Origin of the sequence: Thiobacillus sp. SCUT-2, assembly GCF_035621355.1 — a bacterium.
Classification (GTDB): domain Bacteria; phylum Pseudomonadota; class Gammaproteobacteria; order Burkholderiales; family Thiobacillaceae; genus Thiobacillus; species Thiobacillus sedimenti.
Genome location: NZ_CP141769.1, coordinates 886,602 through 912,880, shown reverse-complemented (window position 1 = coordinate 912,880; position 26,279 = coordinate 886,602). Strand labels below are relative to the sequence as shown.

Sequence of the window (26,279 nt, the reverse complement as noted above, 5' to 3'; positions counted from 1 at the left end):
ATGGCACGCTTCTTCATCCACCGGCCCATCTTCGCGTGGGTCATCGCCATCCTCATTCTGCTCGGCGGCGTCATCGCGCTGAAGAACCTGCCGGTCTCGCAGTATCCGCCGGTGGCGGCGCCGCAGATCGCGTTCAACGTCACCTACCCCGGTGCCTCGGCGCAGGTGGTCGAGGACACGGTCATCAAGCTGATCGAGCAGCAGATGAACGGCATCGAGCACCTCCTGTACATGGAGGCCTCGTCCGAGCTGGGTGCCGGCACGCTGACGCTCACCTTCGAGCCCGGCACCAACGTCGACATTTCCTCGGTGGAGGCGCAGAACCGCTACAAGCGCGTCGAGGCCCGCCTGCCCGAGGACGTGCGGCGGCTCGGCGTGCCCGTGACGAAGCCCCAGCGCAACTACCTGATGTTCGTCGCGATCTATTCCAAGGACGGCAAGCGCGACGCCATCGACCTCGGCAGCTACGCCGCCGCCAACGTGCTCGATCCCCTGCTGCGGGTGCCCGGCGTGGGCGAGGCGATCCTGTTCGGCAGCGAATACTCCATGCGCATCTGGCTCAAGCCGGAGCAGCTGACCGCCTATGGACTGACGCCCGCCGACGTCAAGCGCGCGCTGCAGGCGCAGAACGTGCAGCTCGCCACCGGCGAACTGAACCAGGCGCCGGCCGCGTCGGGCGCCCAGGTCAATGCGGTGATCGTGACGCGCGGCCGCCTCAACACGCCGGAGGAATTCGGCAACGTGGTCGTCCGCGCGCTGCCGAACGGCGCGACGGTGAAGGTCAAGGACATCGCCCGCGTCGAACTCGGCGGCGATACCTACGAACGCTATGCCCGCATGAACGGCCAGCCGATCGCCGCGATCGCCATCCGCGTCGCACCCGGCGCCAATGCCCTCGACGTGGCGAAAGCGGTCAAGGCGCGCATGACGGAGCTCGCGCGCTTCTTCCCGCAGGGCGTCGACTGGGCCGTCCCCTACGACACGTCGCGCTTCATCGAGATCTCGATCTTCGAGGTCGTGAAGACCCTCGGCGAGGCGATGATCCTGGTGTTCATCGTGATGTACGTGTTCCTCGGACACTGGCGCACCACGCTGATTCCGGCGGTCGTCGTGCCGGTCGCGCTGGCGGGCGCGACCGCGGGCCTCTACGCCTTCGGCTTCTCGATCAACGTGCTGACGCTGTTCGCCATGGTGCTGGCGATCGGCGTGCTGGTCGACGACGCCATCGTGGTGGTGGAGAACGTCGAGCGCATCATGCGCGAGGAGCACCTGCCGCCGCTACAGGCCACGCTCAAGGCGATGGACCAGATCCTCGGCGCGATCCTGGGTATTTCGGTGGTGCTGTCCGCGGTGTTCATGCCGATGCTGTTCTTCGGCGGCTCGGTCGGCGCGATCTATCGGCAGTTCGCCGCCACGCTCATCCTCACCATGGCGTTCTCGGTGCTGATGGCGCTCTCGCTGACGCCGGCGATGTGCGCCACGCTCCTCAAGCCGGGCGAGGCCGAGGCGGACGAGAAGCGCTGGTTCAACCGCTTCTTCGGCCGCATGACCACCCGCTACCGCGGCCTCACCGCGCGCATCCTCGCGCGCAGCGGCCGCTGGATGGTGATCTACCTCGCCATCGTCGTCGCCGTCGGCTGGCTGTTCTCCCGGCTCCCGGGGAGCTTCCTGCCGGACGAGGACCAGGGTTACTTCATCACCATGGTGCAGCTGCCCGGGGGCGCCACGCAGGAACGCACGGTGAAGGTGCTGTCGCAGGTGGAGCAGTTCTACCTGAAGCAGCCTGAAGTCGAGCGCGTCATCGGCGTGGTGGGCTTCTCCTTCTTCGGCCGCGGGCAAAACGCCGCGCTCGTCTTCACCCGCCTCAAGGACTGGGACGAGCGCATCGGGCCCGAGCACTCGGCCACGGGCGTGATCGGGCGCGCGATGGGCACCTTCATGCGCATCAAGGATGCGATGGTGTTCGCGGTGAACCCGCCGTCGATCCCGGAACTCGGGGCGGTCGGCGGCTTCGACTTCCGCCTGCTGGACCGTTCCGGCCAGGGTCGCGAGGCGCTGATGGACGTGCGCAACATGGTGCTCGGCATGGCGAGCCAGGACACGCGCCTGGCCGGCGTACGTCCGGAAGGCCAGGAGCCCGGCCCGCAGGTCTTCCTCGACATCGACCGCGACAAGGCGCAGGCACTGGGGATCGACATGGCCGATCTCAACGACACCCTGAGCTCGGCCATCGGCGTCTCCTACGTCAACGACTTCGTGCGCAACGGGCGCATCCTCAAGGTGCAGATGCAGGCCGACGCCGACCTGCGCGAGACCCCCGAGGACCTGCTCAAGCTGCCGATCCGCAACCGTGCGGGCGGCATTGTCCTGCTGGGCGAGATCGCCCGGCCGAAGTGGATCGTCGGCCTGCCCAAGCTCGACCGCTACAACGGCAACCCGTCGATGAAGATCGCCGGCACGCCGGCCCCCGGCCATTCCACCGGCGAGGCCATGCAGGCGATGGAACAGATCGCCGCCAAGCTGCCCCCGGGCTACGGCTTCGAGTGGTCCGGCACCTCGTACGAGGAACGGCTCGCCGGCGCGCAGGCGCCCATCCTGTTCGCGCTGTCGCTGCTGGTCGTGTTCCTGGCGCTCGCAGCGCTGTACGAGAGCTGGGCGATCCCCTTCTCGGTGATCCTGATCGTGCCGCTCGGCATCCTCGGCGCGGTGCTGGCGGTCTATCTGCGCGGCCTGCCGAACGACGTGTTCTTCAAGGTCGGCCTGATCGCAATCATCGGCCTGTCGGCGAAGAACGCGATCCTCATCATCGAGTTCGCGCGCCAGCTGCACGAGGAGGGCATGGACCTGATGGCCGCCACGCTGGAGGCCTGCCGCCTGCGCCTGCGGCCGATCCTGATGACGAGCTTCGCCTTCATCCTCGGCGTGCTGCCGCTCGCCATCTCCACCGGCGCCGGCGCGGCCAGCCGCCATGCGGTCGGCACCGGCGTGGTCGGCGGGATGATCGCCGCGACCGTCCTCGCCATTTTCTTCGTGCCGGTGTTTTTCGTGGTGATCCGCAAGCTGTTCCCCACCCGGCGTCGGGAGGAGCCGAAACATGACTGAACGCAAATCCGTTACCGCGGCGGCCATCGCCGCCGCGCTGCTGGCCGGCTGCTCGATGATCCCTGCGTATCAGCGGCCGGCCGCGCCGGTTCCGCAGACCTTTGCCGCAGACCTGCCGGCGACCGCCTCGGCGCTGCCCGGCTGGCAGGCCTATTTCCCCGACCCGGCGCTGCACGCGCTGATCGAGGCAGCGCTCGCCAACAACCGCGACCTGCGGATCGCGCTGGCCCGGGTCGAGGAAGCGCGCGCGCTGGCGGGCGTCGCCCGCGCCGACCGCTTCCCGACGGTGGCGGCGCAGGCGGACGGCAGCCGCGCCCGCACGCCGGCCGACCTCACCGGAATCGGTGTCGCGCGCACCACCCGCCGTTACGACGTGAACCTGGGCATCACCGCGTTCGAGCTGGACTTCTGGGGGCGCGTGGCCGCGCTGAGCGACGCGGCCCGGGCGCAATACCTGGCGAGCGACGAAGCCGCACGGAGCTTCCGCGTAAGCCTCGTCGGCGACGTCGCCAGCACCTGGTATCAGCTCGCTGCGCTGACCGAGCAATCGCAGCTGGCCGGCGACACGCTGAAGACGCGCGAGGACAGCCTCGGCCTCATCCGCAAGCGGCACGATGCCGGATTGGCGAGCGATCTCGACGTGCTCGCCGCCGAGAGCCTGGTCGAAACGGTGCGCGCCCAGGCAGCTGACCTCGATCGGCAGCGGGCGCAGACGGAGAACGCCCTGCGCCTGCTCACCGGCATGGCGGTTCCGCTTCCGGCGGTGCCTGCCGTCTCGCGCCAGCCGGCGCTGGCGGAACTCGCGCCGGGCCTGCCGTCCGAGGTGTTGCTGCGGCGCCCGGACGTGCGTGCCGCCGAGCAGCGGCTGATCGCCAGCAACGCCAATATCGGCGCGGCGCGCGCGGCCTTCTTCCCGCGCATCGCGCTGACCGGCAATCTCGGCACCGCAAGCAGTGCCCTGTCCGGGCTGTTCGGCGCCGGCAGCGAGGCCTGGCTGTTCCAGCCGGTGCTGACGCTGCCGCTGTTCGACGCCGGTCGCAACCGCGCCAACCTGGAAGTGGCGCAGGCACGCAAGGTCCAGGCGGTCGCCGATTACGAGAAGACCATCCAGCAGGCCTTCCGCGAAGTCGCCGACGCGCTCGCCGCGCGCACCACCTACCGAGCGCAGCTGACCGCGCAGGAGGCCAACCTTCGCGCCCAGCACGCCCTGCTCGAGCGCGTGAAGGCGCGCGAGCAGGCCGGGCTCGCGAGCTACCTCGAGGTGCTCGACGCCAGCCGCGGCGCCTTCGGCGCCGAGCAGGCCGTGGTCGCCTCGCGCCTGCAGCTGGTCGGCGCCGAGGTCGCGCTCTACAAGGCACTCGGCGGCGGCGCCTGACGCCGCCGCCTGCGGCCGGCGCGGGAGCCGACAGCGTTCCCGCGCCGGCCAATTGCCCCAATTTCCATACGGTCTTGCCGGTGTGCATTGCGTCTAGAATGGGCGCTTTTTCCAGGAGCCTCCCATGACCGAACCCGTCGTCTACGACCGCAACCCCGCCGAACTCGAGCTCGAGCCCGGCGAATACTGGTGGTGCTCGTGCGGCCGCTCGATGACGCAGCCCTTCTGCGACGGCTCGCACGAGGGGACCGGCCTCGAGCCCATGCCCTTCGTGATCAAGGAGAAGACCACGGTGTGGCTGTGCAACTGCAAGCACACCAAGGACAAGCCCTTCTGCGACGGCACCCACAACGACCTGCCCGACGACGCGTTCTGATCCCGGCACAGCGCGCATGAGCACCGCAGCCGAGGACGTGCCGGGCTTCTGGTTCGGCGCGCCCGGCAGCGCCGCCGAGGTCGCCGGCCGGCAGACGCGGCTCTGGTTCGGCAAGTCGCCCGAGAACGACCGGGCGGTCGCCGAGCGCTTTGCCGACACGCTGGTCGATGCCGCCGCCGGCCGCCTCGATCGCTGGGCGGCCACGCCGCGCGGCCGCCTCGCACTGGTGATCGTGCTCGACCAATTCCCGCACCACGTTCACCGCGACCGTCCGCAAGCCTTCGCGACCGATCCGCAGGCACTGGCGCAGAGCCTCGCTGCGCTGGATGCCGGCGAGGACCGGCTGCTCGCGCCGATCGAGCGCGTGTTTCTCTACCTGCCGCTCGAGCATGCCGAGTCGCTGGCGATGCAGGAGCGGGCAGTGACGCTCTATGAACAGCTGGCGCACGAAGCCATCCCGTCCGAACGCGCCCTGTTCGACAACTTCCTCGATTACGCGATCAAGCATCGCGACGTCGTCGCCCGCTTCGGCCGCTTTCCGCATCGGAACGCCGTCCTCGGCCGCCCGTCGAGCGCGGACGAACTCGAATTCCTGAAGCTGCCTGGATCGCGCTTCTGACGGCACCCTCTCCCCTGCCCCTCCCCCTAAAGGGGGAGGGGAACACGAAGTCCCCGCTCCCCGCTCCCCGCTCCCCGCTCCCCGCTCCCCGCTCCCCGCTCCCCGCTCCCCGCTCCCCGCTCCCCACTCCCCGCTCCCCACTCCCCACTCCCCACAAACCGTTAAAATGGCGGCTTTTGCGCCTTCCGGCCCGCCCATGTCCCGCCAGATCCTCGTCACCTCCGCCCTGCCCTACGCCAACGGCAGCATCCACCTCGGCCACCTCGTCGAATACATCCAGACCGACATCTGGGTGCGCTTCCAGAAGATGCGCGGCCACGACTGCCGCTACATGTGCGCCGACGACACCCACGGCACTGCGATCATGCTGCGCGCGGAGAAGGAAGGCATCACGCCCGAGACGCTGATCGGCCGCGTGTGGGACGAGCACACGCGCGACTTCGCAGGCTTCCACATCGGCTTCGACCACTACTACTCGACGCACTCGGACGAGAACCGCGCGCTCGCGTCGAAAATCTACCTCGCGCTGAAGGATGCCGGCCTGATCGAGGTCAAGACCATCGCTCAACTGTACGACCCGGTGAAGAACCTGTTCCTGCCGGACCGCTTCATCAAGGGCGAATGCCCCAAGTGCGGGGCGGCCGACCAGTACGGCGACAACTGCGAGGTGTGCGGCGCGACCTACAGCCCGACCGAGCTCAAGAACCCGGTGTCGGCGGTGTCGGGCGCGACGCCGGTGCACAAGGATTCCGAGCACTACTTCTTCAGGCTCGGCGACTGCGAGGCCTTCCTCGCCGAGTGGACGAAGTCGGGCACGCTGCAGGCCGAGGCCGCCAACAAGATGCAGGAGTGGTTCGCCTCGGGGCTTTCCAACTGGGACATCAGCCGCGACGCGCCCTACTTCGGCTTCGAGATTCCCGGCGCGCCGGGCAAGTATTTCTACGTCTGGCTCGACGCGCCGGTCGGCTACATGGCGAGCTTCGCGAAATACGCCAAGGACAAGGGCCTCGACTTCGACGCCTGGTGGGGTCAGGATTCGAAGGCCGAGCTGGTGCACTTCATCGGCAAGGACATCCTCTACTTCCACGCGCTCTTCTGGCCGGCGATGCTGAAGTTCTCTGGCCACCGCCTGCCGACGGCCGTGTACGCGCACGGCTTCCTCACCGTCAACGGCCAGAAGATGTCGAAGTCGCGCGGCACCTTCATCACCGCCGCGAGCTATCTCGATCAGGGCCTCAACGCCGAGTGGCTGCGCTACTACTACGCGGCCAAGCTCAACGGCACGATGGAGGACATCGACCTCAACCTCGACGACTTCGTCGCGCGGGTGAATTCCGACCTGGTCGGCAAGTTCATCAACATCGCCAGCCGCACCGCCGGCTTCATCCACAAGAAGTTCGACGGCAGGCTCGCCGACGGCGTGGCCAACATCGAGCTGATCGGAGAATTTCAGGCCGCCGCCGACACGATCGCGGCGTACTACGAGGCGCGCGACTACGCCAAGGCGCTGCGCGAGATCATGGCGCTGGCCGACCGCGCCAACCAGTACGTCGCCGACGAGAAGCCGTGGGAACTGGCCAAGGACGAAGCCGCGGTCTACCGCCTGCACGAGGTCTGCACCGTCGCGCTGAACCTGTTCCGCCTGCTGACGCTGTACCTGAAGCCCGTGCTGCCGAAACTGGCGGAGCAGGTGGAAGCCTTCCTGAACGTCAAGCCGCTCGGCTGGGACGACGCACCGACGCTGTTCATCCGCCAGCGCATCAACGAATACACCCACCTGATGACCCGCATCGACCCGAAAGCCATCGACGCCATGATCGACGCCAACAAGCAGAACCTCGAACCGACCCCTGCTCCCGCACCGGCGCGCCACGCCGAAGCGCAGGCACACGGGGCGGCCAAGGTGGCATCACCCTCTGATAAAACCACTAGCCATTCGACTAGGCCCGCAAGCGGGCAAGTCGCTGGTTATCCCCAACCCTCTCCCTCCAAGGGAGAGGGGGCGAACGTTGCCGCTGGCGCCGAGACGATCTCGATCGACGACTTCGCCAAGGTCGACCTGCGCATCGCGCGCATCGCCAACGCGGAGCACGTCGAGGGCGCCGACAAGCTGCTGCGCCTGACGCTCGACCTCGGCCCGCTCGGCACGCGCCAGGTGTTCGCCGGCATCAAGTCGGCCTACGCGCCCGAGGCGCTGGTCGGCCGGCTTACGGTGATGGTCGCCAACCTCGCGCCGCGCAAGATGAAGTTCGGCATGAGCGAAGGCATGGTGCTGGCCGCCTCCGGCGACGCCCCGGGCCTCTTCATCCTGTCGCCCGATTCCGGCGCCGAGCCCGGCATGAAGGTGAAGTGAGCCTGCGGTGAAGACGCACCACCTGCGCATTCACGGCCGCGTGCAGGGCGTGTGGTTCCGTGAGGCGATGCGGCAGGAGGCCGAGCGCCTCGGCGTGGCGGGCTGGGTGCGCAACACGCCCGACGGCAAGGTCGAGGCGGTGGTGCAGGGCCCGGCCGAGGCGGTCGCTGCATTGATCGAATGGGCGCACCGGGGGCCGCCGCTGGCGCGGGTCGACCGCGTCGAGATCGGTGCGGCGGAGGGGCGGTTCAATGGCTTCGTGAAGCAGGTCGACTGACCGCCCGCCGGCCAGGGCGCGCCCCACGGGCATGCCGGGCAAAAAAATGCCCGACTCGGGGAGGAGTCGGGCAGAGGATCCACCAAAGGAGGAGGATTGGAGGAGACAACACCCAGGAGCCGTTGCGGCGTCCTCAGTGTTATTAGAATAATCTTATATAAGAAAACGCTTGTCAAGCACTTTCAAGGGCCGAATTGCCGGATTGGTAGTTTTGTGCCAGGCGCGGCCCCGCTTCAGTACAGGACGCTGACCGCTTCGGGCTTGAGCCAGCCGCCCAGCGATTCCAGCAGGCGGTCGTCCAGCCGCACCCGCCAGTCCTCGCCCAGCCGCACGCTGCAGCGGGCGTCGTGGTTGCGGTACTCGACCCAGACCGGGCAGCCGCCCTCCTCGGCCTTGTAGGGCGCCAGCAGTTCGGCCAGCCTGCGGCCGCTCGACTCGCCGTTGCACGCCAGCCGCAGGCCCTGCGCGAAGCGGGTGCGCGCCCCGGCGAGGTCGTAGATGCGGTCGCCGGTCACCCGCACGCCGCCCGAATAGTCGTCGCGGTTGACCTTGCCCTCGATCACCAGCAGCGCGTCCTCCTTCAGGAGGTGGCGGTTCTGCTCGAACAGTTCGTTGAAGATCACGACCTCGACCTGCGCGGTGGCGTCGTCGAGCAGCAGGATCAGCATCTTGCCGCGCCGCGTCATCTGCGTGCGCAGCGAAACGACGATGCCGGCGAGCAGGACCGGGTCGCGCGAGGGCTCCAGGCTGTCGAGGCGCTTCTTGGCAAAGCGGGCGACCTCCTGGCTGTACGCGGTGAACGGGTGGCCGCTGAAGAAGTAGCCGAGCGCGGACTTTTCCTGGGCGAGCTTCTCCTGCTCGGGCCAGCGCGGCACGTCGACCGGCTCCTCGCCGCCGTCGAGCGCCTCGCCGAACAGGCCGACCTGGCCGCCGCTCCTCGCCTTGCGGTCGGCGGCATCGAGCGCCGGGCCGATCGACGCCATCAGGCTCGCGCGGTGGTCGTTCAGCGAATCGAATGCGCCCGCCTTGACCAGCGCCTCCAGCACGCGGCGGTTCAGATAGCGCTTGTCGACGCGGCGCGCCAGGTCGAACAGGCCCTTGTAGGGACCATTCGCCTCGCGCTCGGCGACGATCGCGCCGATCGCCGCCTCGCCGCTGCCCTTGATCGCGCCCAGGCCGTAGCGGATCTCGGTCTTGCTGACCGGGTCGAAGCGGTAGCCCGACAAGTTGATGTCCGGTCCCAGCATCGCAAGGCCGTTGGCGCGGCAGTCCTCGTAGAAGATGCGCACCTTGTCGGTGTCGGACATTTCCGAGGACATCGTCGCCGCCATGAACTCGGCCGGGTAATGCGCCTTGAGCCAGGCCGTGTGGTAGGCCACCAGCGCGTACGCCGCCGAGTGCGACTTGTTGAAGCCGTATTCGGCGAACTTCTCCATCAGGTCGAACAGCCGCCCGGCCAGCGCATCATCGACGCCGCGGCCCTTCGCCCCGGCAAGGAAGATCTCGCGCTGCTTGGCCATTTCCTCGGCCTTCTTCTTGCCCATCGCGCGGCGCAGCAGGTCGGCGCCGCCGAGCGAGTAGCCGGCGAGGATCTGCGCCACCAGCATCACCTGCTCCTGGTAGACGATGATGCCGTAGGTCGATTTCAGCGTGTCTTCGAGATCGGGGTGGAAATACCACTCCGCCTTGCCGCGGCCGGTCTTGCGCTGCTCGTTCTTGCGCACGATGAAGTCGTCGACCATGCCGGAGCCGAGCGGGCCCGGCCGGTTCAGCGCCATCAGCGCGATGATGTCCTCGAAGCAGTCGCCCTTGAGCTTCTTCTCCAGATCCTTGGCCGAGCGCGATTCCGACTGGAACACCGCCGTGGTGTTGCCGTCGGCGAAGAGCCTGTAGACCGCCGGATCGTCGAGCGGCAGGTCCTCCAGCCGGAAGGTCTCCATGCCGGGCTGGCGCTGCACGAAGCGCACCGCCTCGGCGAGGATGGTCAGCGTGCGCAGGCCGAGGAAGTCGAACTTCACCAGACCGATCGCCTCGACGTCGTCCTTGTCGAACTGCGACACCACCGCCTCGGAACCTTCGGCGCGATAGAGCGGACAGAAGTCGGTGAGTTTCCCGGGCGCGATCAGCACGCCGCCGGCGTGCATGCCGACGTTGCGCGTAAGCTCCTCGAGCTTCTCCGCCAGCCCGAAGAGCTCCTGCACCTCCTCTTCCTGGTCGTAGCGTTCCTTGAGCTGCGGCTCCATCTCCAGCGCCTTCCTGAGCGATACCGGCTTCACGCCTTCGACCGGAACCAGCTTGGAGAGCTTGTCGCAGTAGGTGTAGGGCATGTCGAGCACGCGACCAACGTCGCGGATGACCGACTTCGAGCCCAGCGTGCCGAAGGTGGCGATCTGCGACACCGCGGCGTGGCCATACGTGTCCTTCACGTACTGGATCACGCGGTCGCGCCCGTCCTGGCAGAAGTCGACGTCGAAGTCGGGCATCGATACGCGCTCGGGGTTGAGGAAGCGCTCGAACAGCAGGTCGTACCTGAGCGGGTCGAGGTCGGTGATCGACAGGCAGTAGGCGACCAGCGAGCCCGCGCCCGAGCCCCGCCCCGGCCCCACCGGCACGCCGTTGTGCTTGGCCCAGTTGATGAAGTCCGACACGATCAGGAAGTAGCCCGGGAAACCCATCTGGATGATGGTGCCGAGCTCGAATTCGAGGCGTTCGGTGTACTCGGGCAGCTTCGCCGCGCGCGCCGCCTCGTCCGGATACAGGTGCGCCATGCGCTCATGCAGGCCTTCGTAGGAGCGCTGGCGGATGTAGTCGTCGAGGCTCATGCCGTCCGGCGTCGGGAAGTCGGGCAGCTTGCTTTTTCCCAGCTCGAGCGTGAGGTTGCAGCGCTTGGCGATCTCGACGCTGTTCGCGAGCGCTTCCGGCAGGTCGGCGAACAGTCCGGCCATCTCGTCGGGCGACTTGAAATACTGCTCGGCGGTGAACGGCCGCGGCCGGCGCGGGTCGCCGAGCATCATGCCCTCGGCGATGCACACGCGCGCCTCGTGCGCCTTGAAGTCGTCGGGCGCGAGGAACTGGATCGGATGGGTGGCAACCGCAGGCAGGTTCAGGGCGGCGCCGACGTCGAGCAGGCCGTCGATCAGGCGCTCGGTGTGCGGCTGGCCGAAGCGCTGCAATTCGAGGTAGTAGCGTCCCGGGAACAGTGCAGCCCAGGCTTCGGCCGCCGCGCGCGCGGCGGCCGGCTTGTCGTCGAGCAGCGCCTGGGCGACATTGCCGGCGTCGCCGCCCGACAGTGCGAGGAGCCCCTCGGTCCCCTCGGCGAACCAGGCCGGATCGATTTCGGCACGACCGCGGTACAGGTTTTCCTGGTAGGCGCGCGACAGGATTTCGCAGAGGCGGCGATAGCCCTCGCGATGCTGCACCAGCAGCAGCAGGCGCGACGGCCGGTTGCGGTCGGCGCTGTTGGTCACCCAGACGTCGCAGCCGAATACCGGCTTCACGCCGGCGCCGCGCGCGGCGCGGTAGAACTTGATCCAGCCGAAGGTGTTGGAAAGGTCGGTGAAGCCCAGCGCCGGCATGCCGGTGGCGCGTGCGCGGTCGACCGCCTCGTCGACCCGCACCAGGCCGTCGGAGACGGAGAATTCGCTGTGCAGTCGGAGGTGGACGAAGCGCGGGTCGGTCATGGGAAGGCGGCGGACAATCAGGCAGCCATTTTAACGCCGTAGCCGAAGGCGCCGAAAAACAAAAAGGCAGCCGCGGCTGCCTTTTTGTCCGTGCAAGCGATCGGCTCAGTTGGCGCGGCGCTTGAATTCGTTGGTGCGGGTATCGATCTCGATCATGTCGCCGATCTCGACGAACGCGGCAACCGGAAGCTCGAAGCCGGTGGGCTTGATGCGCGCAGGCTTCATGACCTTGCCGGAGGTGTCGCCGCGCACGGCGGGCTCGGTGTACTCGACCTCGCGGATCACCGTGGTCGGCATCTCGACCGAGATTGCCTTGCCGTCGTAGAACACCACTTCCACCGGCATGCCGTCGTCGAGGTAGTTCAGCGCATCGCCGAGGTTATCGCCTTCGACTTCGTACTGGTTGTACTCGCTGTCCATGAACACGTACAGCGGGTCGGCGAAGTAGGAATAGGTGCATTCCTTGCGGTCAAGCGTCACGGTGTCGAACTTGTCGTCGGCGCGGTAGACGGATTCCATGCCGGAGCCGGTGAGCAGGTTCTTCAGCTTCATCTTGACGACGGAGGCGTTGCGGCCGGATTTCGAGAATTCGGCCTTCTGCACGACCATCGGGTCTTTGCCGATCATCACGACGTTGCCGGCGCGGAGTTCCATTGCGGTTTTCATGGTGTGTGTCCTGCGGAGAGAGCTAAGGGTTTGAGAAAACTCGTTATTTTAACCGGTTTTCGGCGAATTCCACCAGCTTTTCGGTGAGCGAACCGGCCTGCCCCAGCGCGTCGAGCCAGGCGGCCGCCTGCTGTTCGATCGCCGCCTGCTGCGCGCGCCAGGCGACCCAGCAGCTCGCCGGATCGGGCGCCGGCGCGAGGCCGTTCCAGTGACGCCACAGGCCGCCGACGGCGGCGGCCGCAGCCCGCCCCAGGCCGTGAACGTATCGCGCCAGCAGCGCTTCGAGCTTGTCCGCGTGCGCCCCCTCCGCCTGCGGATAGGCCTGCCAGACCAGCGGACGACCCGCCCACTGGGCGCGCACGCAGGAATCCTCGCCGCGGACGAAATTGAGGTCGCACGCCCACAGCAGGCGATCGTAGGCATCCTGGTCGGTGAACGGCAGGATGCGCAGCTCCAGCGCGCCGCGCCGGAAGCGCTCGCCGGCCTCCGCCGTCGGCACGCCCAACCACGCGGCGAGCTGCGGCACGATGCGTCCCTCCGGCACCAGGCAGGTCACCGGCTGCGGGCCCGCCGCCCAGGCATCGAGCAGCCCCGCGAGCGCGGGATTCTCGTAGGCGAACAGCGACACCCGCAATTCGCCGGCCACGAGCGCGCCGAGCCCGAGCGCCCGCCAGAATTCCGCCCTGCCCGCGTCGAGGAACGCGGCGCGCCGCTGCGCCAGGTCGGGTTCGACCAGCAGGCCGCCGGTCGCCGGCGTGTAGCCGGGAAAGAAGAAGAACTTGGTCAGCGCCAGCCGCGGGTGCGGCGACGGCAGCCCGTGGTGCGCCTCCACCCACGCTTCCGCGCTCAGATATTCGAGATTGATCCAGACCGGTGCCGGCGAGCGCCGCGCCATCGTCTCCAGGTAGACGCCGGGCAGCGCGCAGCCGAAGGCCTCGACGACCACCTGCGCCGGCTCGACCGCGGCGAACGGTTCGCGCCAGGCGCGCACCGTAACGCCCGCACAGGCCTGGGCGTCGGCAGCGGGATCGATCGCCGGCCAGATGCGGCGGAAGGCGCGCAGGTCGTCGACCCACAGGCGGACATCGCGATCGCCGTCACGCGCGAGGCCGCGCGCCAGCCGCCAGGCGACGCCGATGTCGCCGTAGTTGTCGATGACGTTGCAGAAGATGTCCCAGCTGACGCGCATGCCCGCATGCTACCGCACCGCAAAACAAAGGGGCTCCCTGCGGAGCCCCTGTCGCGCCGGCGTCCGGCCCCTCAGTCCTTCTTGCCCGACAGGCAGGATTTCATGAAGGCCTTGCGCGCATCGCCCTTGAGCGCCTTGCTCGACGCCTCCGCGTTGCAGTCCTTCATCCGTTGCTGCTGCGCGGCCCTGCCGTCGGCCTGGGCGCCGCCCGACAGGCAGGATTTCATGAAGGCCTTGCGGGCGTCGCCCTTGAGGTCCTTGCCCGACGCCTCGGTGTTGCAGGATTTCATCCGCGCCTGCTGGGCCGTCTCCGCCCAGGCGGCCGTCGCCAGCAGGGTTCCGGCCATCAGGCCGATCAGCATGGTTTTCAGCATCGTCTCGTCTCCTCGGGTTGAATGGAAACCACAGTCTAGCCGAGTCCCTTGTTTTTTCTCGCATTCCTCTTGTAAAAACCGGAGCACGGGAGTAAAAAGCCAGAAGTTTGGTTTCAAGAACCGTGCAGGTTTGGCATTACCGCAGGGGGAATCACCGGGTAGCGCGCTTGAACTCAGACCGACGGCCATAAAAAACAAGCCGTCCTGTCATCCGCCGGAGCTTTGCGCTTATCGCGGTTGTGTTTAGTGTTACGCCAAGGAGGGAAGTGTTAATGGCAACAGGTACTGTCAAGTGGTTCAGCGACGCCAAGGGGTTCGGTTTCATCACCCCGGACGATGGCGGCGAGGATGTGTTCGCGCATTTCTCCGCCATCCAGACCAGCGGCTTCAAGACGCTCAAGGAAGGCCAGAAGGTCAGCTTTGAAGTCAGCCAGGGTCCGAAGGGCAAGCAGGCTTCCAACATCCAGCCCCAGGGCTGAGCCGGCTCGGTCCAACAAAAAGCCCCGCCTAGGCGGGGCTTTTTGTTGGCTGCGTGCCGCTTACATCTTCGCGACCATCGCCTCGGCGAAGGCCGAGCACTTCACCTCGGTCGCGCCGTCCATCAGGCGGGCGAAGTCGTAGGTCACGGTCTTGGCCTGGATCGTCCGTTCCATGCTGGCGATGATCAGGTCCGCCGCCTCGGTCCAGCCGAGGTGGCGCAGCATCATCTCGGCCGACAGGATCAGCGAGCCCGGGTTCACGTAGTCCTTGCCGGCATACTTCGGCGCCGTGCCGTGGGTCGCCTCGAACATCGCGACGGTGTCGGAGAGGTTCGCCCCCGGCGCGATGCCGATGCCGCCGACTTCCGCCGCGAGCGCGTCGGAGATGTAGTCGCCGTTGAGGTTGAGCGTGGCGATCACGTCGTATTCGGCCGGGCGCAGCAGGATCTGCTGCAGGAAGGCGTCGGCGATGACGTCCTTGATGACGATGCCGTTCGGGAGTTGCATCCACGGGCCTTCGCCAATCACTTTGGCGCCGAATTCGCGCGCGGCGAGCTCGTAGCCCCACTTCTTGAAGCCGCCCTCGGTGAACTTCATGATGTTGCCCTTGTGCACCAGGGTCACCGACTTGCGCTTGTTGTCGATCGCGTACTGGATGGCCTTGCGGATCAGACGTTCGGAACCCTCGATCGACACCGGCTTGATGCCGATGGCCGAGGTCCCGGGGAAGCGGATCTTCTTCACGCCCATCTGCCGCTGCAGGTACTTGATGACGCGCTTCGCTTCGTCGGAGTTGGCCTCCCACTCGACGCCGGCGTAGATGTCCTCGGTGTTCTCGCGGAAGATCACCATGTCGACCTTCTCGGGCTCCTTCACGGGGGAAGGCACGCCGGTGAAGTAGCGTACCGGGCGCAGGCACACGTACAGGTCGAGCAGCTGGCGCAGCGCGACGTTGAGCGAGCGGATGCCGCCCGAGGTCGGCGTGGTCAGCGGGCCCTTGATCGAGATCACGTAATCCCTCACCGCCTTCACGGTCTCGTCGGGCAGCCACTGGTCGCCGCCGTAGACCTTGACCGCCTTCTCGCCGGCGTAGACCTCCATCCACGCGATCCTCTTCTTGCCGCCGTAGGCCTTGGCGACCGCGGCATCGACGACCTTCTTCATCGCCGGGGTGATGTCGACGCCGGTGCCGTCGCCCTCGATGAAGGGAATGATCGGGGTGTCGGGCACGTTCAGCGTGTTGTCGGCGTTGACGGTGATCTTCTTGCCCTGTGCGGGGATCTGGATGTGCTGGTAGGTCATGGCTGGATTAATTAAGTCCGGTGCTCTTGTAACGTTAAAATGTGGGCTTCTAGAGAAGTTCGTCTCAGCGTGGCGCGATTGATCGTGTTCAACAAACCCTATGGCGTGCTGAGCCAGTTCACCCCGGAGGGGCGCTGGCAGGGCCTGCGCGACCACCTCGACATTCCGGGCGTGTACGCGGCCGGCCGGCTCGATGCCGACAGCGAGGGACTGCTGATTTTAACCGATGACGGCGCCCTGCAGGCCCGCATCGCCGACCCCCGGCACAAGCTGCCCAAGACCTACTGGGCGCAGGTCGAAGGCTCACCCACCGACGCCGACCTCGAGCCCTTGCGCCGCGGCGTCGATCTCGGCGACTTCGTCACCCGGCCGGCGCAGGCGCGCCTGATCGACGAGCCCGCCGATCTTTGGCCGCGCACCCCGCCGATCCGCTTTCGCGCCAGCATCCCCACCGCATGGATCGAGCTCGTGATCGCCGAGGGCAAGAACCGCCAGGTGCGACGCATGACGGCGAAGATCGGCTTTCCGACGCTGCGCCTCGTGCGCGCCGCCGTCGGCGACTGGAGACTGGGCGGCCTCAAGCCCGGAGAATGGAAAGAAATTCATGTCTGAGAGCTGGCTGCCCCATGTAGTCGTCGCGGCGCTTGCCGAACGCGACGGCAAGTTCCTGCTGGTCGAGGAACACACCGCCGAAGGCCTGCGCCTCAACCAGCCGGCCGGCCACTGGGAGCGCGGCGAGACGCTGGTCGAGGCGGTGCGCCGCGAGGCGCTCGAGGAAACCGCGCACCGCGTCGAGCCGACCGCGCTCGTCGGCTGCTACACGACGCACTACCCGCAGCGCGACATCACCTACCTGCGCTTCGCCTACGTCTGCGACGTCACCGGCTTCGACGCCGAACGCACGCTCGACCACGGCATCGTGCGCGCGCTCTGGCTCACGCCCGAGGAACTCGCGGCGCACCCCACGCCGCACCGCAGCCCGCTGGTGATGCGCTGCGTCGAGGACTATCTCGCGGGACGGCGCTTCCCGCTCGACTTCGTGAGGCACGCGTGAGCACCAGGGTCGTCGTCGGCCTGTCGGGCGGGGTCGACTCCGCCGTCGCCGCGTATCTGCTGAAGCAGCAGGGCTACGACGTGCTCGGCGTCTTCATGAAGAACTGGGACGACGACGACAACACCGAGCACTGCACCGCACGGCAGGATTTCCTCGACGTGCTGGCGGTCGCCGACGTGCTCGGCATCGAGGTCGAGGCGGTCAACTTCGCCGCCGAGTACAAGGAGCGCGTGTTCAGCTACTTCCTCGCCGAATACAAGGCCGGCCGCACACCCAACCCCGACGTGCTGTGCAACGCCGAGATCAAGTTCAAGGCCTTTCTCGACGACGCCATCGCGCGCGGCGCCGAGTACATCGCCACCGGCCACTACGTCGGCAAGGGCCACGATCCGTTCGGCCGCGCCACGCTGCTGCGCGCGAACGACGCCAACAAGGACCAGAGCTACTTCCTATACCGCCTCTGCCAGGCGCAGCTCCGCCCTGCCCTGTTTCCTCTCGCACACCTGCGGAAGCCCGAGGTGCGCAGGATCGCCGCCGAGATCGGGCTGCCCAACGCCACCAAGAAGGACAGCACCGGCATCTGCTTCATCGGCGAGCGCAACTTCCGCGAATTCCTCGAGCGCTACCTGCCGCGCGACCCCGGCGACATGAAGACGCCCGAGGGCCGCGTCGTCGGCCGGCACCAGGGGCTGATGTACTACACGCTGGGGCAGCGCCAGGGCCTCGGCATCGGCGGGCAGAAGGACGGCAACACCGAACCGTGGTTCGTCGCCGCCAAGGACATGGCGACGAATACGCTGGTCGTCGTGCAGGGCCACGACCACCCGCTGCTGCAGCGCAGCACGCTCACGGCCGGCCAGCTCAGCTGGATCGCCGGCGTCGCGCCCGATCCCGCCAAGCCCTACACGGCCAAGACCCGCTACCGCCAGACCGACGCGCCCTGCCGCATCACGAAGCTCGACGCCGACACGCTGGAGCTCGCCTTCGACGCCCGACAATGGGCGGTGACGCCCGGCCAGTCCGTCGTGCTCTATGACGGCGAGGTCTGCCTCGGCGGCGGCATCATCTGCTGAACCCCGCTACAATCCACGCATTCCAGACCCGCATCCCACCATGTCGCACGAAGCCCCCGCCCCCGCCGCCAACTTCATCCGCAACATCATCGACGAGCAGAACGCCGCCGGTAAATGGGGCGGCCGCGTCGAGACGCGCTTCCCGCCCGAGCCCAACGGCTACCTCCACCTCGGCCACGCGAAATCGATCTGCCTGAACTTCGGCCTGGCGCGCGACTACGGCGGCGTCTGCCACCTGCGCTTCGACGACACCAACCCGGAGAAGGAGGAGCAGGAATACGTCGACTCCATCGTCGAGTCGGTGAAGTGGCTGGGCTTCGACTGGGGCACGCACCTCTACTTCGCGTCGAACTACTTCGACACCATGTACGCCTGCGCCGAGTACCTGATCCAGGCCGGCCACGCCTACGTCGATTCGCTCACCGCCGACGAGATGCGCGCGTACCGCGGCACGCTGACTGAAAAAGGCAAAGACAGCCCCTATCGGAATCGCTCGGTCGAGGAGAACCTCGACCTGTTCCGTCGTATGAAGGCGGGCGAGTTCCCCGACGGCGCGCACGTGCTGCGTGCGAAAATCGACATGGCCTCGCCCAACATCAACCTGCGCGACCCGGCGATCTACCGCATCAAGCACGCCACCCACCACAACACGGGCGATACCTGGTGCATCTACCCGATGTACACCTACGCGCACCCGATCGAGGATGCGATCGAGCACATCACCCACTCGATCTGCACCCTGGAATTCGAGGACCAGCGTCCGTTCTATGACTGGCTGCTCGACAAGCTCGCCATTGGGGGCTTCTTCACCCGCCCGCTGCCGCAGCAGATCGAGTTCGCGCGCCTGAACCTGACCTATGTCGTGCTCTCGAAGCGCAAGCTGATCCAGCTCGTCGAAGAGAAGCACGTCTCCGGCTGGGACGACCCGCGCATGCCCACGCTCGTCGGCGCGCGCCGCCGCGGCTACACGCCCGAGGGCTTCCGCCGCTTCACCGACCAGATCGGCGTGTCGAAGTCCGATGGCTGGATCGACTACAGCGTGTTCGAGGCCTGCCAGCGCGACGTGCTGAACGACAGCGCGCTGCGCCGCGTCGCCGTGCTCGACCCGGTGAGATTGATCATCGACAACTACCCGGAAGGCCAGAGCGAAGACTGCTTCGCCCCCAACCATCCGCAGCAGCCCGAGCTCGGCAAGCGCGCCATCCCGTTCTCACGCGAACTGTGGATCGAGCGCGAGGACTTCGAGGAAACACCGCCCAAGGGTTACTTCCGTTTATTCCCCGGCAACTCGGTGCGCCTGCGCTACGGCTACGTCGTCAAATGCACCGGCTGCGACAAGGACGCCGCCGGCAACATCACCGCCGTGCACTGCGACTACCTGCCCGACACCAAGTCCGGCACTCCCGGCGCCGACTCGGTCAAGGTCAAGGGCAACATCCACTGGGTCAGCGCCGCGCACGCCATCGAGACCGAAGTGCGCCTCTACGACCGCCTGTTCAGGACCGCGCAACCGGGTCAGGAAACAGGCAACTTCCTCGACGACCTCAACGCCGATTCGGTGAAGGTGATCCGCGCGCAACTCGAGCCCGCGTTGAAGGATGCCGCGCCCGAAGCTTCGTTCCAGTTCGAGCGGCACGGCTATTTTGTTGCGGATCGGTCGGATACCAGGCCGGGGGCGCCGGTGTTCAACCGGACGGTGACACTGAAGGATTCGTGGGTGAAAGCGGAAACACAGATTGCCGCCAAGTCGCCACGTGATGCAAAATGACGGCACGAATTCCTCATCAGTCTGTTTTCACAGGAATATCCTCCAGCAGCAGAACTGAATGTCCTTTTAGTTATTATCAGGGCCGTTTTTCCACAGGAAGGAATTCCGGGGCAAGATATGTTCCGAGATATGTCTCACCTGCATTGCAGTAAACTTGCCCTTCCCCTATCTCTGACATAGCTGGTTTCTTGTCGTAAGGCGCCCGGACAAACGGCATGAACTCAGCCAGATCTTTTAGCGCGGACGATGGATCTGAGTCCGAATTGACTGACGCCAGCAGCCCATCTTTTAGCGTCACAGAAAACTTATTTTTCTCAAACACGCCAGGCTCATAACCCACAATCATCGGTTTACTGAAGTCGGCCCTTACGGCAAACTTGACTTTGTTTTGCGGTACACATTTTTTCGCGTCAGCGGTACCAAGTATTTTCCCACTCCCCTCTTCTATCAAGGCCGTGGTCTTGTATACGTCCAAAACATTTACTGGCGGATATACGATTACGCCTTGAACTCGTTGCCCCTCAGGTGGGAATACCGGCTTTATGACCGTATAAACATGCCCGGTGCAGCCGGACATGAAAATAAAGCTGATAGCTGGAAATAAACATGACGCTTGTGCCCGCATAAGGACTCCTTGATTAGGTGTGTCGCTCCAACCGCAAAACAGTGCCGCGACCGAAAATTTCACTTAATTCAAAGAACTGTCATAAGCGCCGTCTCGCAGCCATACCAACTATCCCCACACCTATCAGCATCATGGCGTAGGTCTCGGGCTCGGGAACTGCTGCGATGGTGAGTGTCGCGGTGCTGACACCGTAAGTGCCGTGAGTGTCGGTGACCTTGAGGGACATGGTGTAGGTACCTGTGCCCATTCCCAGCCCCACTAGCGTGGCGTAGTCGACATCGGGCGTGGCACCGAAGACATCGTAGGTGGCGTCGCCATTCAGATCCCAAGCGTATTGGATAATCGAGTCGGCAACGTAGTCGGGATCATAGGAGGCGGCGCCATTCAGCAACAGGTTGGTACCCTGGTTGATACTATAGGGGCCGCCGATCAGCGACACGGGGAGCAGGTTGGCGATGTCGCCGGGGCGAAAAGGCAACGCGTAGATATTCGTCCAAGTCAGACCAGCACGGTCCTGCGAACCCCAGTTGGTGCTGAGATACCACGCTTGGCTGGGGTCCGGTGCGTACAACGTTCCGTACCAATAGCCCCCCCAAGCCTGAAGATTGGTGAAGGGACCTGTAGCCAGGGTTGTGTTCAGCCCAAGAAACGTGCCGCTGGTGGAATAGGCCGACCGGTTGCCCAGTTCAGTGAAGAACAGGTGCGCCATTTCGCTGGTGGCCGTATTGACGTTGTAGCCGCAGTCAGTGCCGCTATACCCGAAGTCGCAGCCAGGTGCGCCAGTATCGATCATGGTGGGGAGTTGCCAGTCAGTATAGGTCACGTTGCGCACGCTGTCGTAGTAGCTTAGGTTGGCCGCCCACGCGTTGGCCTGACTCCAGGTCATCTGGCCGTCGGCATCGTAGCCGCTGGTCCTGGCATAGTTCGCGTCCTGCAGCCAGGTGACATTGAGGTCACTGTCGTAAATCAGGCCGCCACCGCGGTCGTACAGGGTCGCCTGCGCCGTGCCCGAAAGAGTGGCGGCCAGCGCGAGCGCCGCCACGCGTATTCTCCGTGTATTCATGTTCTCTCCTCCCGTTCGTCATCATCATGGGATGCTTCGTTTGCATCCGCTTGCCAGTGTCTTTCGGCACCGCGCTGTTTGTCTTCACCCAAACGGGTGAGGCACGAAAATAATTTCAGGTGGCATAATTCCCCGAAAAAACAAGCACTAACAAGGACAAGCGGGGGACATCGAGTCCCTTGGGGAGAGGGAAAATGCTGGATATCATTTCGGCGATACACGGCTGCGCGCTGCATCCCGTCCACTGGCATGCGGCGCTGAGCCGGATACTCGATCATCTGGGCGCCCGGGGCGGAATGCTGTGGTCGCACCAGGCCATACGGGGAGCGTTCGGGCTGTGGGTGCCGTGCCGACTGCATCCGGATTGGGTGGCGGAATACGGGCGCCATTACCACCAGAAGGACGTCTGGATGGAGGCCAGGGTTGCGCAGGGCTGCCGGGCGGGCGACGTGCTGACGGGGGACATGCTGGTGCCGCGTCCGGCATTCGCCCAATCAGAGTTCTACCGCGCGTTTCTGAAGCGGTTCGATTATGCCCAACTGCTGTTGGGCGTCGTGCACCACGCCGACCATGCGGGCGCGGTCGTGCCGACGGTGCACATCTCGATATTCCGCGGCGAAGAAGACAAGGCTTTCGGTGCCGGCGACCGAAAGAAGTTGCAGGATCTGCTGCCGCACCTGCAGAACGCGACTGCGGTCAATTTCCATCTTGCCGAACGTGACCAGCGCCTCGACATCGCGCAGGCCTCCATCGACCTGTTCACCGACGCGCTATTCTTCGCGGACCGCTCAGGGCGCGTTGTCTACCTCAATCAAGCGGCGCAGCGCTTGCTGGCACAGGACGACGGCCTGCGCATGCTCGACGAACGGCTGACGGCAGCCAACACAGCGGAAAACCGCGCATTGCAACGCCTATTCGGCGTGAAGCATTCCGACGAGCCGACCGACCCGGACGTCCCTTCCCAATCGGCGGCGCTGCTCAGCATCAGCCGTCGAAGCGGCAGGCAGGGCTATCTTGCGACACGCGTGCAGGTGACCGAGGACGTGGCGACACCGGATGCCCGGCGCCCCCACCTGGTCGTGCTGATCCACGATCCCGAGGTGAACACGCAGGGGCGCGTCGCGGCCCTGTGCGCGCGCTACGCGCTCACGGCCGCCGAGTCCGGCGTGGTGAAGGCCTTGCTGAAAACCGGATCGGTCCGGGCAGCTGCATCGCACTTGCGGCTCAGCGACAACACGATCAAGACTCACCTCAAATCGATCTTCAGCAAGACCGGCGCACACCGGCAGGCGGAGCTGATTCGAATGGTGCTGAGCTTTCCACGACTGTGACCAGGCGGCCGCGGTGCTGGGGAGCGCACGCCACCCCGAATGAACACACGGGACGGGCGGTGGCCGGCACTCAGTCCGTCAAACACATGCCTGGGGTCAGGTCCTGCAAAACAACATCCCCATACCGCGCGATAAACAATTCGCAAATCACTTCAGACGGCTGCCAAACTTCCCCTCCGCCTTCGCCACCTTCGGCGCGACCACGTACTGGCAATACGGCTGATACGGGTTCTGTTCAAAGTAGCGCTGGTGGTAGTCCTCGGCCGGATAAAACACCGTCGCCTCGGTGACTTCCGTGACGATGGGCGCGCCGAACTGCCTTGACGCGGTGAGTTCGGCGATCACCGCTTCCGCCTCGGCCTTCTGCTCCGGCGTGTGCCAGAAGATCGCCGAGCGGTACTGGGTGCCGACGTCGTTGCCCTGGCGGTTGAGCTGCGTGGGGTCGTGGATCGTGAAGAAGACGTCGAGCAGGTCGCGGTACGAAATCACGTCCGGGTCGAACGTGATCTGCACGACTTCGGCGTGGCCGGTGTCGCCGTTGCAGATGGCCTTATAGGTGGGATTCAACGTGTGGCCGCCCATGTAGCCGGAGATCGCGGATTCGACGCCGCGCAGGCGGTTGAAGACGGTCTCGATGCACCAGAAGCAGCCGCCGGCGAGGGTGGCGATTTGACGTGGCATGGTGCGGCTCCTTCGTTGAGCGATTCAAGTCCCCCGACAGGGCCCTTCGACTGGCTCAGGGCGAACGGCGATATGTTGATGCCGTTCAGACGACCGGAACGGTTTCCTGGAACGAGGGCCGGGTCATCAGTTTGTCGAACAGCTTCGCCAGGTTGGGGTGCGCGGTGCGCCAGTCGATCTCGGGGAAACGCAGGCCCAGATAACCCAGCGTGCAGCCGCAGGCGATGTCGGCCAGCGTCATGCCGTTGCCGAGATACCAGGGCTTCTCGCCAAGCGCCTCGGACAGGGCTTCGAGGCCGCGGAACAGCGTCTTTTCCTGCAGCGTGAGCCAGTCGGCGCTCTGCTTGTCGGCCGGGCGCTTGCGTTCCACGAAGAGCGCGACCGCCGCGTCGGTGACGCCGTCGGCCAGTGCCTCGACGCCGCGCACGACCATTTTCCCCGTCTGGTCGCCGGGGATCAGGTGCGCGACCGGACTCGCGTGGTCGAGATATTCGACGATCACGCGCGAGTCGAACACGGACTCGCCGTCCTCCAGCACCAGCACGGGCACCTTGCCGAGGGGGTTGAACGTCGTGACCGGGCTGTCCGGCGACCAGGGATTCTCGACCTGGAGCTGGAAGGGAATCTTCTTTTCCAGCAGGACCACGCGGGCCTTGCGGCCATAGGGGCTGGTGAGCGAGGTGATCAGTTTCATGCGGATCTCGGTTCCGGAGAATCAGGGCAGGTTGTCGTCGACGCCATTATCGCCCGATGCGAGCACCGCTCCAACCCGCTCGCGCAGGGCCGGCAGCACCTCCGCTTCGAACCAGGGATGGCGCCTGAACCACAGGCGATTGCGCGGGCTCGGATGCGGCAGGGGGAAATACTCGGGCAGGAAGTCGCGCCAGGCGTGGACGGTGTCGGCGAGCGTGCGGCCGCGGCGCTTGCCGAGGTAGTAGGCCTGCGCGTAGGCGCCGATGAGGAGCGTCAGCCGGATGCCGGGCATCGCCGCGCGCAGCGGCGGATGCCACAGCGGCGCGCATTCCGGCCGCGGCGGCAGGTCGCCGCCCCTGGCGGTGCCCGGATAGCACAGCCCGGTCGGGACGATGGCGATGCGCGACGCGTCGTAGAAGGCGTCGCGCGTCATGCCGAGCCAGCGGCGCAATTCGTCGCCGGACGGGTCGTTCCAGGGAATGCCGGTCTCGTGCACGCGCCGCCCGGGCGCCTGGCCGACGATCAGCAGCCGCGCGGTCGGCGAGGCGCGCAGCACGGGACGGGGCGCATGCGGCAGGCTGGCGGCACAGACGGTGCAGGCCCGCGCCTGCGCGATCAAGGCATCGAACGACTCGCTCTGCCAGGGCGAGGCGGGCCGGACCGTTCCCTCTCCTCCGACCCCATCCCCGCCAGCGGGCATGGGGGGCACGGCCCGGCGGGAGCGGGAAGCGTTCAAGTCCGGTAAGGCCGGATCAATGGCCGTGCGCGACGATGAACTGCTTGACGGCGTTCACGTCGGCGTCCATGACGTGCTTCTTCTGCGGCTTCGCCTCCAGGTCGGCGAGTTCGGCCGGCCGCACCGGCTCGATGCCGAGCGCCTCGCGGATCGCGTCCTCGAACTTGGCCGGCTGCGCGGTTTCCATGCAGACGAGCGGCACGCCCGGCTCGCGGTGCTCCAGGCCGACTTTCAGGCCGTCGGCCGTGTGCGGGTCGATCATCGTGCCGTAGACCTCGTAGACCGTGCGGATCGTGTCCATGCGGTTGGCGTGGCTGCTCGCACCCGACACCATGCCGAAGTCGGCGACGCGGTCGAACAGGTTGCCTCCATTGGGAGCCGAATGGGCCTTGAGATCGAAGCTGCCGCCGGATTCGACCGCGCTCCACAGGCTGCGCACCCTGGCGGCGTCGCGGCCGGAGAGATCGAACACGAAGCGTTCGAAGTTCGACGCCTTCGAGATGTCCATGCTCGGGCTCGAGGTGTGCTTCGTCTCCGGGCGCGGGCGGTAGACGCCGGTGCGGAAGAATTCGTCGAGTACGTCGTTCTCGTTGGTGGCGACGATCAGCTTCCTGATCGGCAGGCCCATCTGCCTGGCGATGTGGCCGGCGCAGACGTTGCCGAAATTGCCCGACGGCACCGAGAACGACACCTGCTGGTCGTTGCTCTGGGTCGCGGCGAAATAGGCCTTGAAGTAGTACACGCTCTGCGCCGCGACGCGCGCCCAGTTGATCGAGTTGACCGCGCCGATGTGGTGCCTGGACTTGAAATCGAGGTCGTTCGAGACGGCCTTGACGATGTCCTGGCACTGGTCGAACACGCCGCGGATCACCAGGTTGTGGATGTTCGCGTCCTGCAGCGCATACATCTGTGCCTGCTGGAAGCGCGTCATGCCGTGCTCGGGCGAGAGCATGAAGACGCGGATGCCGCGCTTGCCGCGCATCGCGTATTCGGCGGCGGAACCGGTGTCGCCCGAGGTCGCGCCGAGGATGTTGAGCTCGCCGTGGGTCTTGTCGAGCACGTACTCGAACAGGTTGCCCAGGAGCTGCATCGCCATGTCCTTGAACGCCAGCGTCGGGCCGTTCGACAGCGCCAGCACGTGCAGGCCGGGCTCCAGCGTCTTCAGCGGGGTGATGTCCGCCGCGTTCTCGCCGGGGCCGACATGGCGGTAGACGTCGGCCGTGTAGGTCTTGTCGATCAGGGCGCGCAGGTCATCCGCCGGGATGTCGTCGACGAGGCGCGACAGCACGGCGAACGCCAGCTCGCGGTAGCTCATGCCGCGCATCGCGTCGAGCTCGGCGGCGGTGAAGCGCGGATAGGCTTCCGGCACGTAGAGGCCGCCGTCGCTGGCCAGCCCGCCGAGCAGGATTTCGGAGAAGCGGAGTTGCGGGGCGAGGCCGCGGGTGCTGAGGTAGTTCATGGCC

23 protein-coding genes are annotated in these 26,279 nt (G+C 66.2%); 12 read left to right on the top strand and 11 right to left on the bottom strand.

Going from position 1 to position 26,279, the window contains the following annotated elements; all coding sequences use genetic code 11:
• From VA613_RS04440 to VA613_RS04415, 6 genes are all read left to right on the top strand, one after another.
• Window positions 1-3,102, top strand: coding sequence for an efflux RND transporter permease subunit (locus tag VA613_RS04440; RefSeq protein WP_324780653.1), 3,102 nt, complete (start codon window positions 1-3; stop codon window positions 3,100-3,102).
• Window positions 3,095-4,477, top strand: a complete 1,383-nt coding sequence (locus tag VA613_RS04435) for an efflux transporter outer membrane subunit (protein ID WP_324780652.1) — start codon at window positions 3,095-3,097, stop codon at window positions 4,475-4,477. Before VA613_RS04440 ends, VA613_RS04435 begins: the two co-directional genes overlap by 8 nt.
• Before the next feature lie 124 nt (window positions 4,478-4,601).
• On the top strand, window positions 4,602-4,853 hold the full coding sequence (locus VA613_RS04430; RefSeq protein WP_324780651.1) for a CDGSH iron-sulfur domain-containing protein: 252 nt from the start codon (window positions 4,602-4,604) through the stop codon (window positions 4,851-4,853).
• Between the two features lie 16 nt (window positions 4,854-4,869).
• Window positions 4,870-5,472: a DUF924 family protein gene (locus VA613_RS04425; RefSeq protein WP_324780650.1), complete on the top strand. Its 603-nt coding sequence runs from the start codon at window positions 4,870-4,872 to the stop codon at window positions 5,470-5,472.
• A gap of 196 nt (window positions 5,473-5,668) precedes the next feature.
• On the top strand, window positions 5,669-7,825 hold the full coding sequence (metG, locus tag VA613_RS04420) for a methionine--tRNA ligase (protein WP_324780649.1): 2,157 nt from the start codon (window positions 5,669-5,671) through the stop codon (window positions 7,823-7,825).
• A 7-nt stretch (window positions 7,826-7,832) separates the two neighbouring features.
• Window positions 7,833-8,102 (top strand): acylphosphatase, encoded by a 270-nt coding sequence (locus tag VA613_RS04415; RefSeq protein ID WP_324780648.1) that lies wholly within the window; start codon window positions 7,833-7,835, stop codon window positions 8,100-8,102.
• Between the two features lie 233 nt (window positions 8,103-8,335).
• Here the strand turns inward: VA613_RS04415 and dnaE are convergent, their stop codons facing one another.
• The 4 genes from dnaE to VA613_RS04395 form a co-directional block, all read right to left on the bottom strand.
• Window positions 8,336-11,782, bottom strand: a complete 3,447-nt coding sequence (dnaE, locus tag VA613_RS04410; RefSeq protein WP_324780647.1) for a DNA polymerase III subunit alpha — start codon at window positions 11,780-11,782, stop codon at window positions 8,336-8,338.
• Between the two features lie 105 nt (window positions 11,783-11,887).
• Window positions 11,888-12,448: an elongation factor P gene (gene efp / locus VA613_RS04405; protein ID WP_324780646.1), complete on the bottom strand. Its 561-nt coding sequence runs from the start codon at window positions 12,446-12,448 to the stop codon at window positions 11,888-11,890.
• Between the two features lie 43 nt (window positions 12,449-12,491).
• A complete protein-coding gene (earP, locus tag VA613_RS04400; protein ID WP_324780645.1) occupies window positions 12,492-13,637 on the bottom strand; it encodes an elongation factor P maturation arginine rhamnosyltransferase EarP in 1,146 nt (381 codons plus the stop codon).
• Between the two features lie 71 nt (window positions 13,638-13,708).
• Window positions 13,709-14,011 carry a PsiF family protein gene (locus VA613_RS04395; RefSeq protein WP_407702865.1) on the bottom strand — a complete coding sequence of 101 codons (303 nt, stop codon included), beginning with the start codon at window positions 14,009-14,011 and terminating at the stop codon, window positions 13,709-13,711.
• 272 nt (window positions 14,012-14,283) lie between these two features.
• Between VA613_RS04395 and VA613_RS04390 the strand changes: the two genes are divergently transcribed.
• Window positions 14,284-14,490 carry a cold-shock protein gene (locus VA613_RS04390; RefSeq protein WP_312536198.1) on the top strand — a complete coding sequence of 69 codons (207 nt, stop codon included), beginning with the start codon at window positions 14,284-14,286 and terminating at the stop codon, window positions 14,488-14,490.
• Between the two features lie 60 nt (window positions 14,491-14,550).
• Here VA613_RS04390 and icd read toward each other — a convergent pair whose 3' ends face one another.
• Window positions 14,551-15,792 (bottom strand): NADP-dependent isocitrate dehydrogenase, encoded by a 1,242-nt coding sequence (gene icd / locus VA613_RS04385; protein ID WP_324780644.1) that lies wholly within the window; start codon window positions 15,790-15,792, stop codon window positions 14,551-14,553.
• A gap of 69 nt (window positions 15,793-15,861) precedes the next feature.
• Here icd and VA613_RS04380 point away from each other — a divergent pair, with 69 nt between their 5' ends.
• Genes VA613_RS04380 through VA613_RS04365 form a run of 4 tightly spaced genes read left to right on the top strand, consistent with a single transcriptional unit; the run spans window position 15,862 to window position 19,687 of the window.
• A complete protein-coding gene (locus VA613_RS04380; RefSeq protein WP_324780643.1) occupies window positions 15,862-16,404 on the top strand; it encodes a pseudouridine synthase in 543 nt (180 codons plus the stop codon).
• Window positions 16,397-16,846 (top strand): NUDIX hydrolase, encoded by a 450-nt coding sequence (locus VA613_RS04375; protein WP_324780642.1) that lies wholly within the window; start codon window positions 16,397-16,399, stop codon window positions 16,844-16,846. The genes VA613_RS04380 and VA613_RS04375 overlap by 8 nt, the downstream gene beginning before the upstream one ends.
• Window positions 16,843-17,919 (top strand): tRNA 2-thiouridine(34) synthase MnmA, encoded by a 1,077-nt coding sequence (mnmA, locus tag VA613_RS04370; RefSeq protein ID WP_324780641.1) that lies wholly within the window; start codon window positions 16,843-16,845, stop codon window positions 17,917-17,919. Before VA613_RS04375 ends, mnmA begins: the two co-directional genes overlap by 4 nt.
• Before the next feature lie 40 nt (window positions 17,920-17,959).
• The gene (locus VA613_RS04365; protein ID WP_324780640.1) at window positions 17,960-19,687 is read left to right on the top strand and encodes a glutamine--tRNA ligase/YqeY domain fusion protein; all 1,728 of its coding nucleotides are present in this window, start codon (window positions 17,960-17,962) and stop codon (window positions 19,685-19,687) included.
• 76 nt (window positions 19,688-19,763) lie between these two features.
• Here the strand turns inward: VA613_RS04365 and VA613_RS04360 are convergent, their stop codons facing one another.
• Together VA613_RS04360 and VA613_RS14945 are read right to left on the bottom strand one after the other, a co-directional pair.
• A complete protein-coding gene (locus VA613_RS04360) occupies window positions 19,764-20,312 on the bottom strand; it encodes a hypothetical protein (protein ID WP_324780639.1) in 549 nt (182 codons plus the stop codon).
• 79 nt (window positions 20,313-20,391) lie between these two features.
• Window positions 20,392-21,375 carry an FxDxF family PEP-CTERM protein gene (locus VA613_RS14945; RefSeq protein ID WP_407702863.1) on the bottom strand — a complete coding sequence of 328 codons (984 nt, stop codon included), beginning with the start codon at window positions 21,373-21,375 and terminating at the stop codon, window positions 20,392-20,394.
• A gap of 194 nt (window positions 21,376-21,569) precedes the next feature.
• Here VA613_RS14945 and VA613_RS04350 point away from each other — a divergent pair, with 194 nt between their 5' ends.
• On the top strand, window positions 21,570-22,706 hold the full coding sequence (locus VA613_RS04350; RefSeq protein WP_324780638.1) for a helix-turn-helix transcriptional regulator: 1,137 nt from the start codon (window positions 21,570-21,572) through the stop codon (window positions 22,704-22,706).
• Between the two features lie 147 nt (window positions 22,707-22,853).
• On the opposite strand, the gene msrA is transcribed toward VA613_RS04350, so the two are convergent.
• From msrA to thrC, 4 genes are all read right to left on the bottom strand, one after another.
• Window positions 22,854-23,387 (bottom strand): peptide-methionine (S)-S-oxide reductase MsrA, encoded by a 534-nt coding sequence (gene msrA / locus VA613_RS04345; protein WP_324780637.1) that lies wholly within the window; start codon window positions 23,385-23,387, stop codon window positions 22,854-22,856.
• Window positions 23,388-23,472: 85 nt separating this feature from the next.
• Window positions 23,473-24,081, bottom strand: coding sequence for a glutathione S-transferase (locus VA613_RS04340; RefSeq protein WP_324780636.1), 609 nt, complete (start codon window positions 24,079-24,081; stop codon window positions 23,473-23,475).
• A gap of 21 nt (window positions 24,082-24,102) precedes the next feature.
• Window positions 24,103-24,780 carry a uracil-DNA glycosylase family protein gene (locus tag VA613_RS04335; protein WP_324780635.1) on the bottom strand — a complete coding sequence of 226 codons (678 nt, stop codon included), beginning with the start codon at window positions 24,778-24,780 and terminating at the stop codon, window positions 24,103-24,105.
• 52 nt (window positions 24,781-24,832) lie between these two features.
• The gene (gene thrC / locus VA613_RS04330) at window positions 24,833-26,275 is read right to left on the bottom strand and encodes a threonine synthase (RefSeq protein WP_324780634.1); all 1,443 of its coding nucleotides are present in this window, start codon (window positions 26,273-26,275) and stop codon (window positions 24,833-24,835) included.
• Window positions 26,276-26,279: the final 4 nt, after the last annotated feature.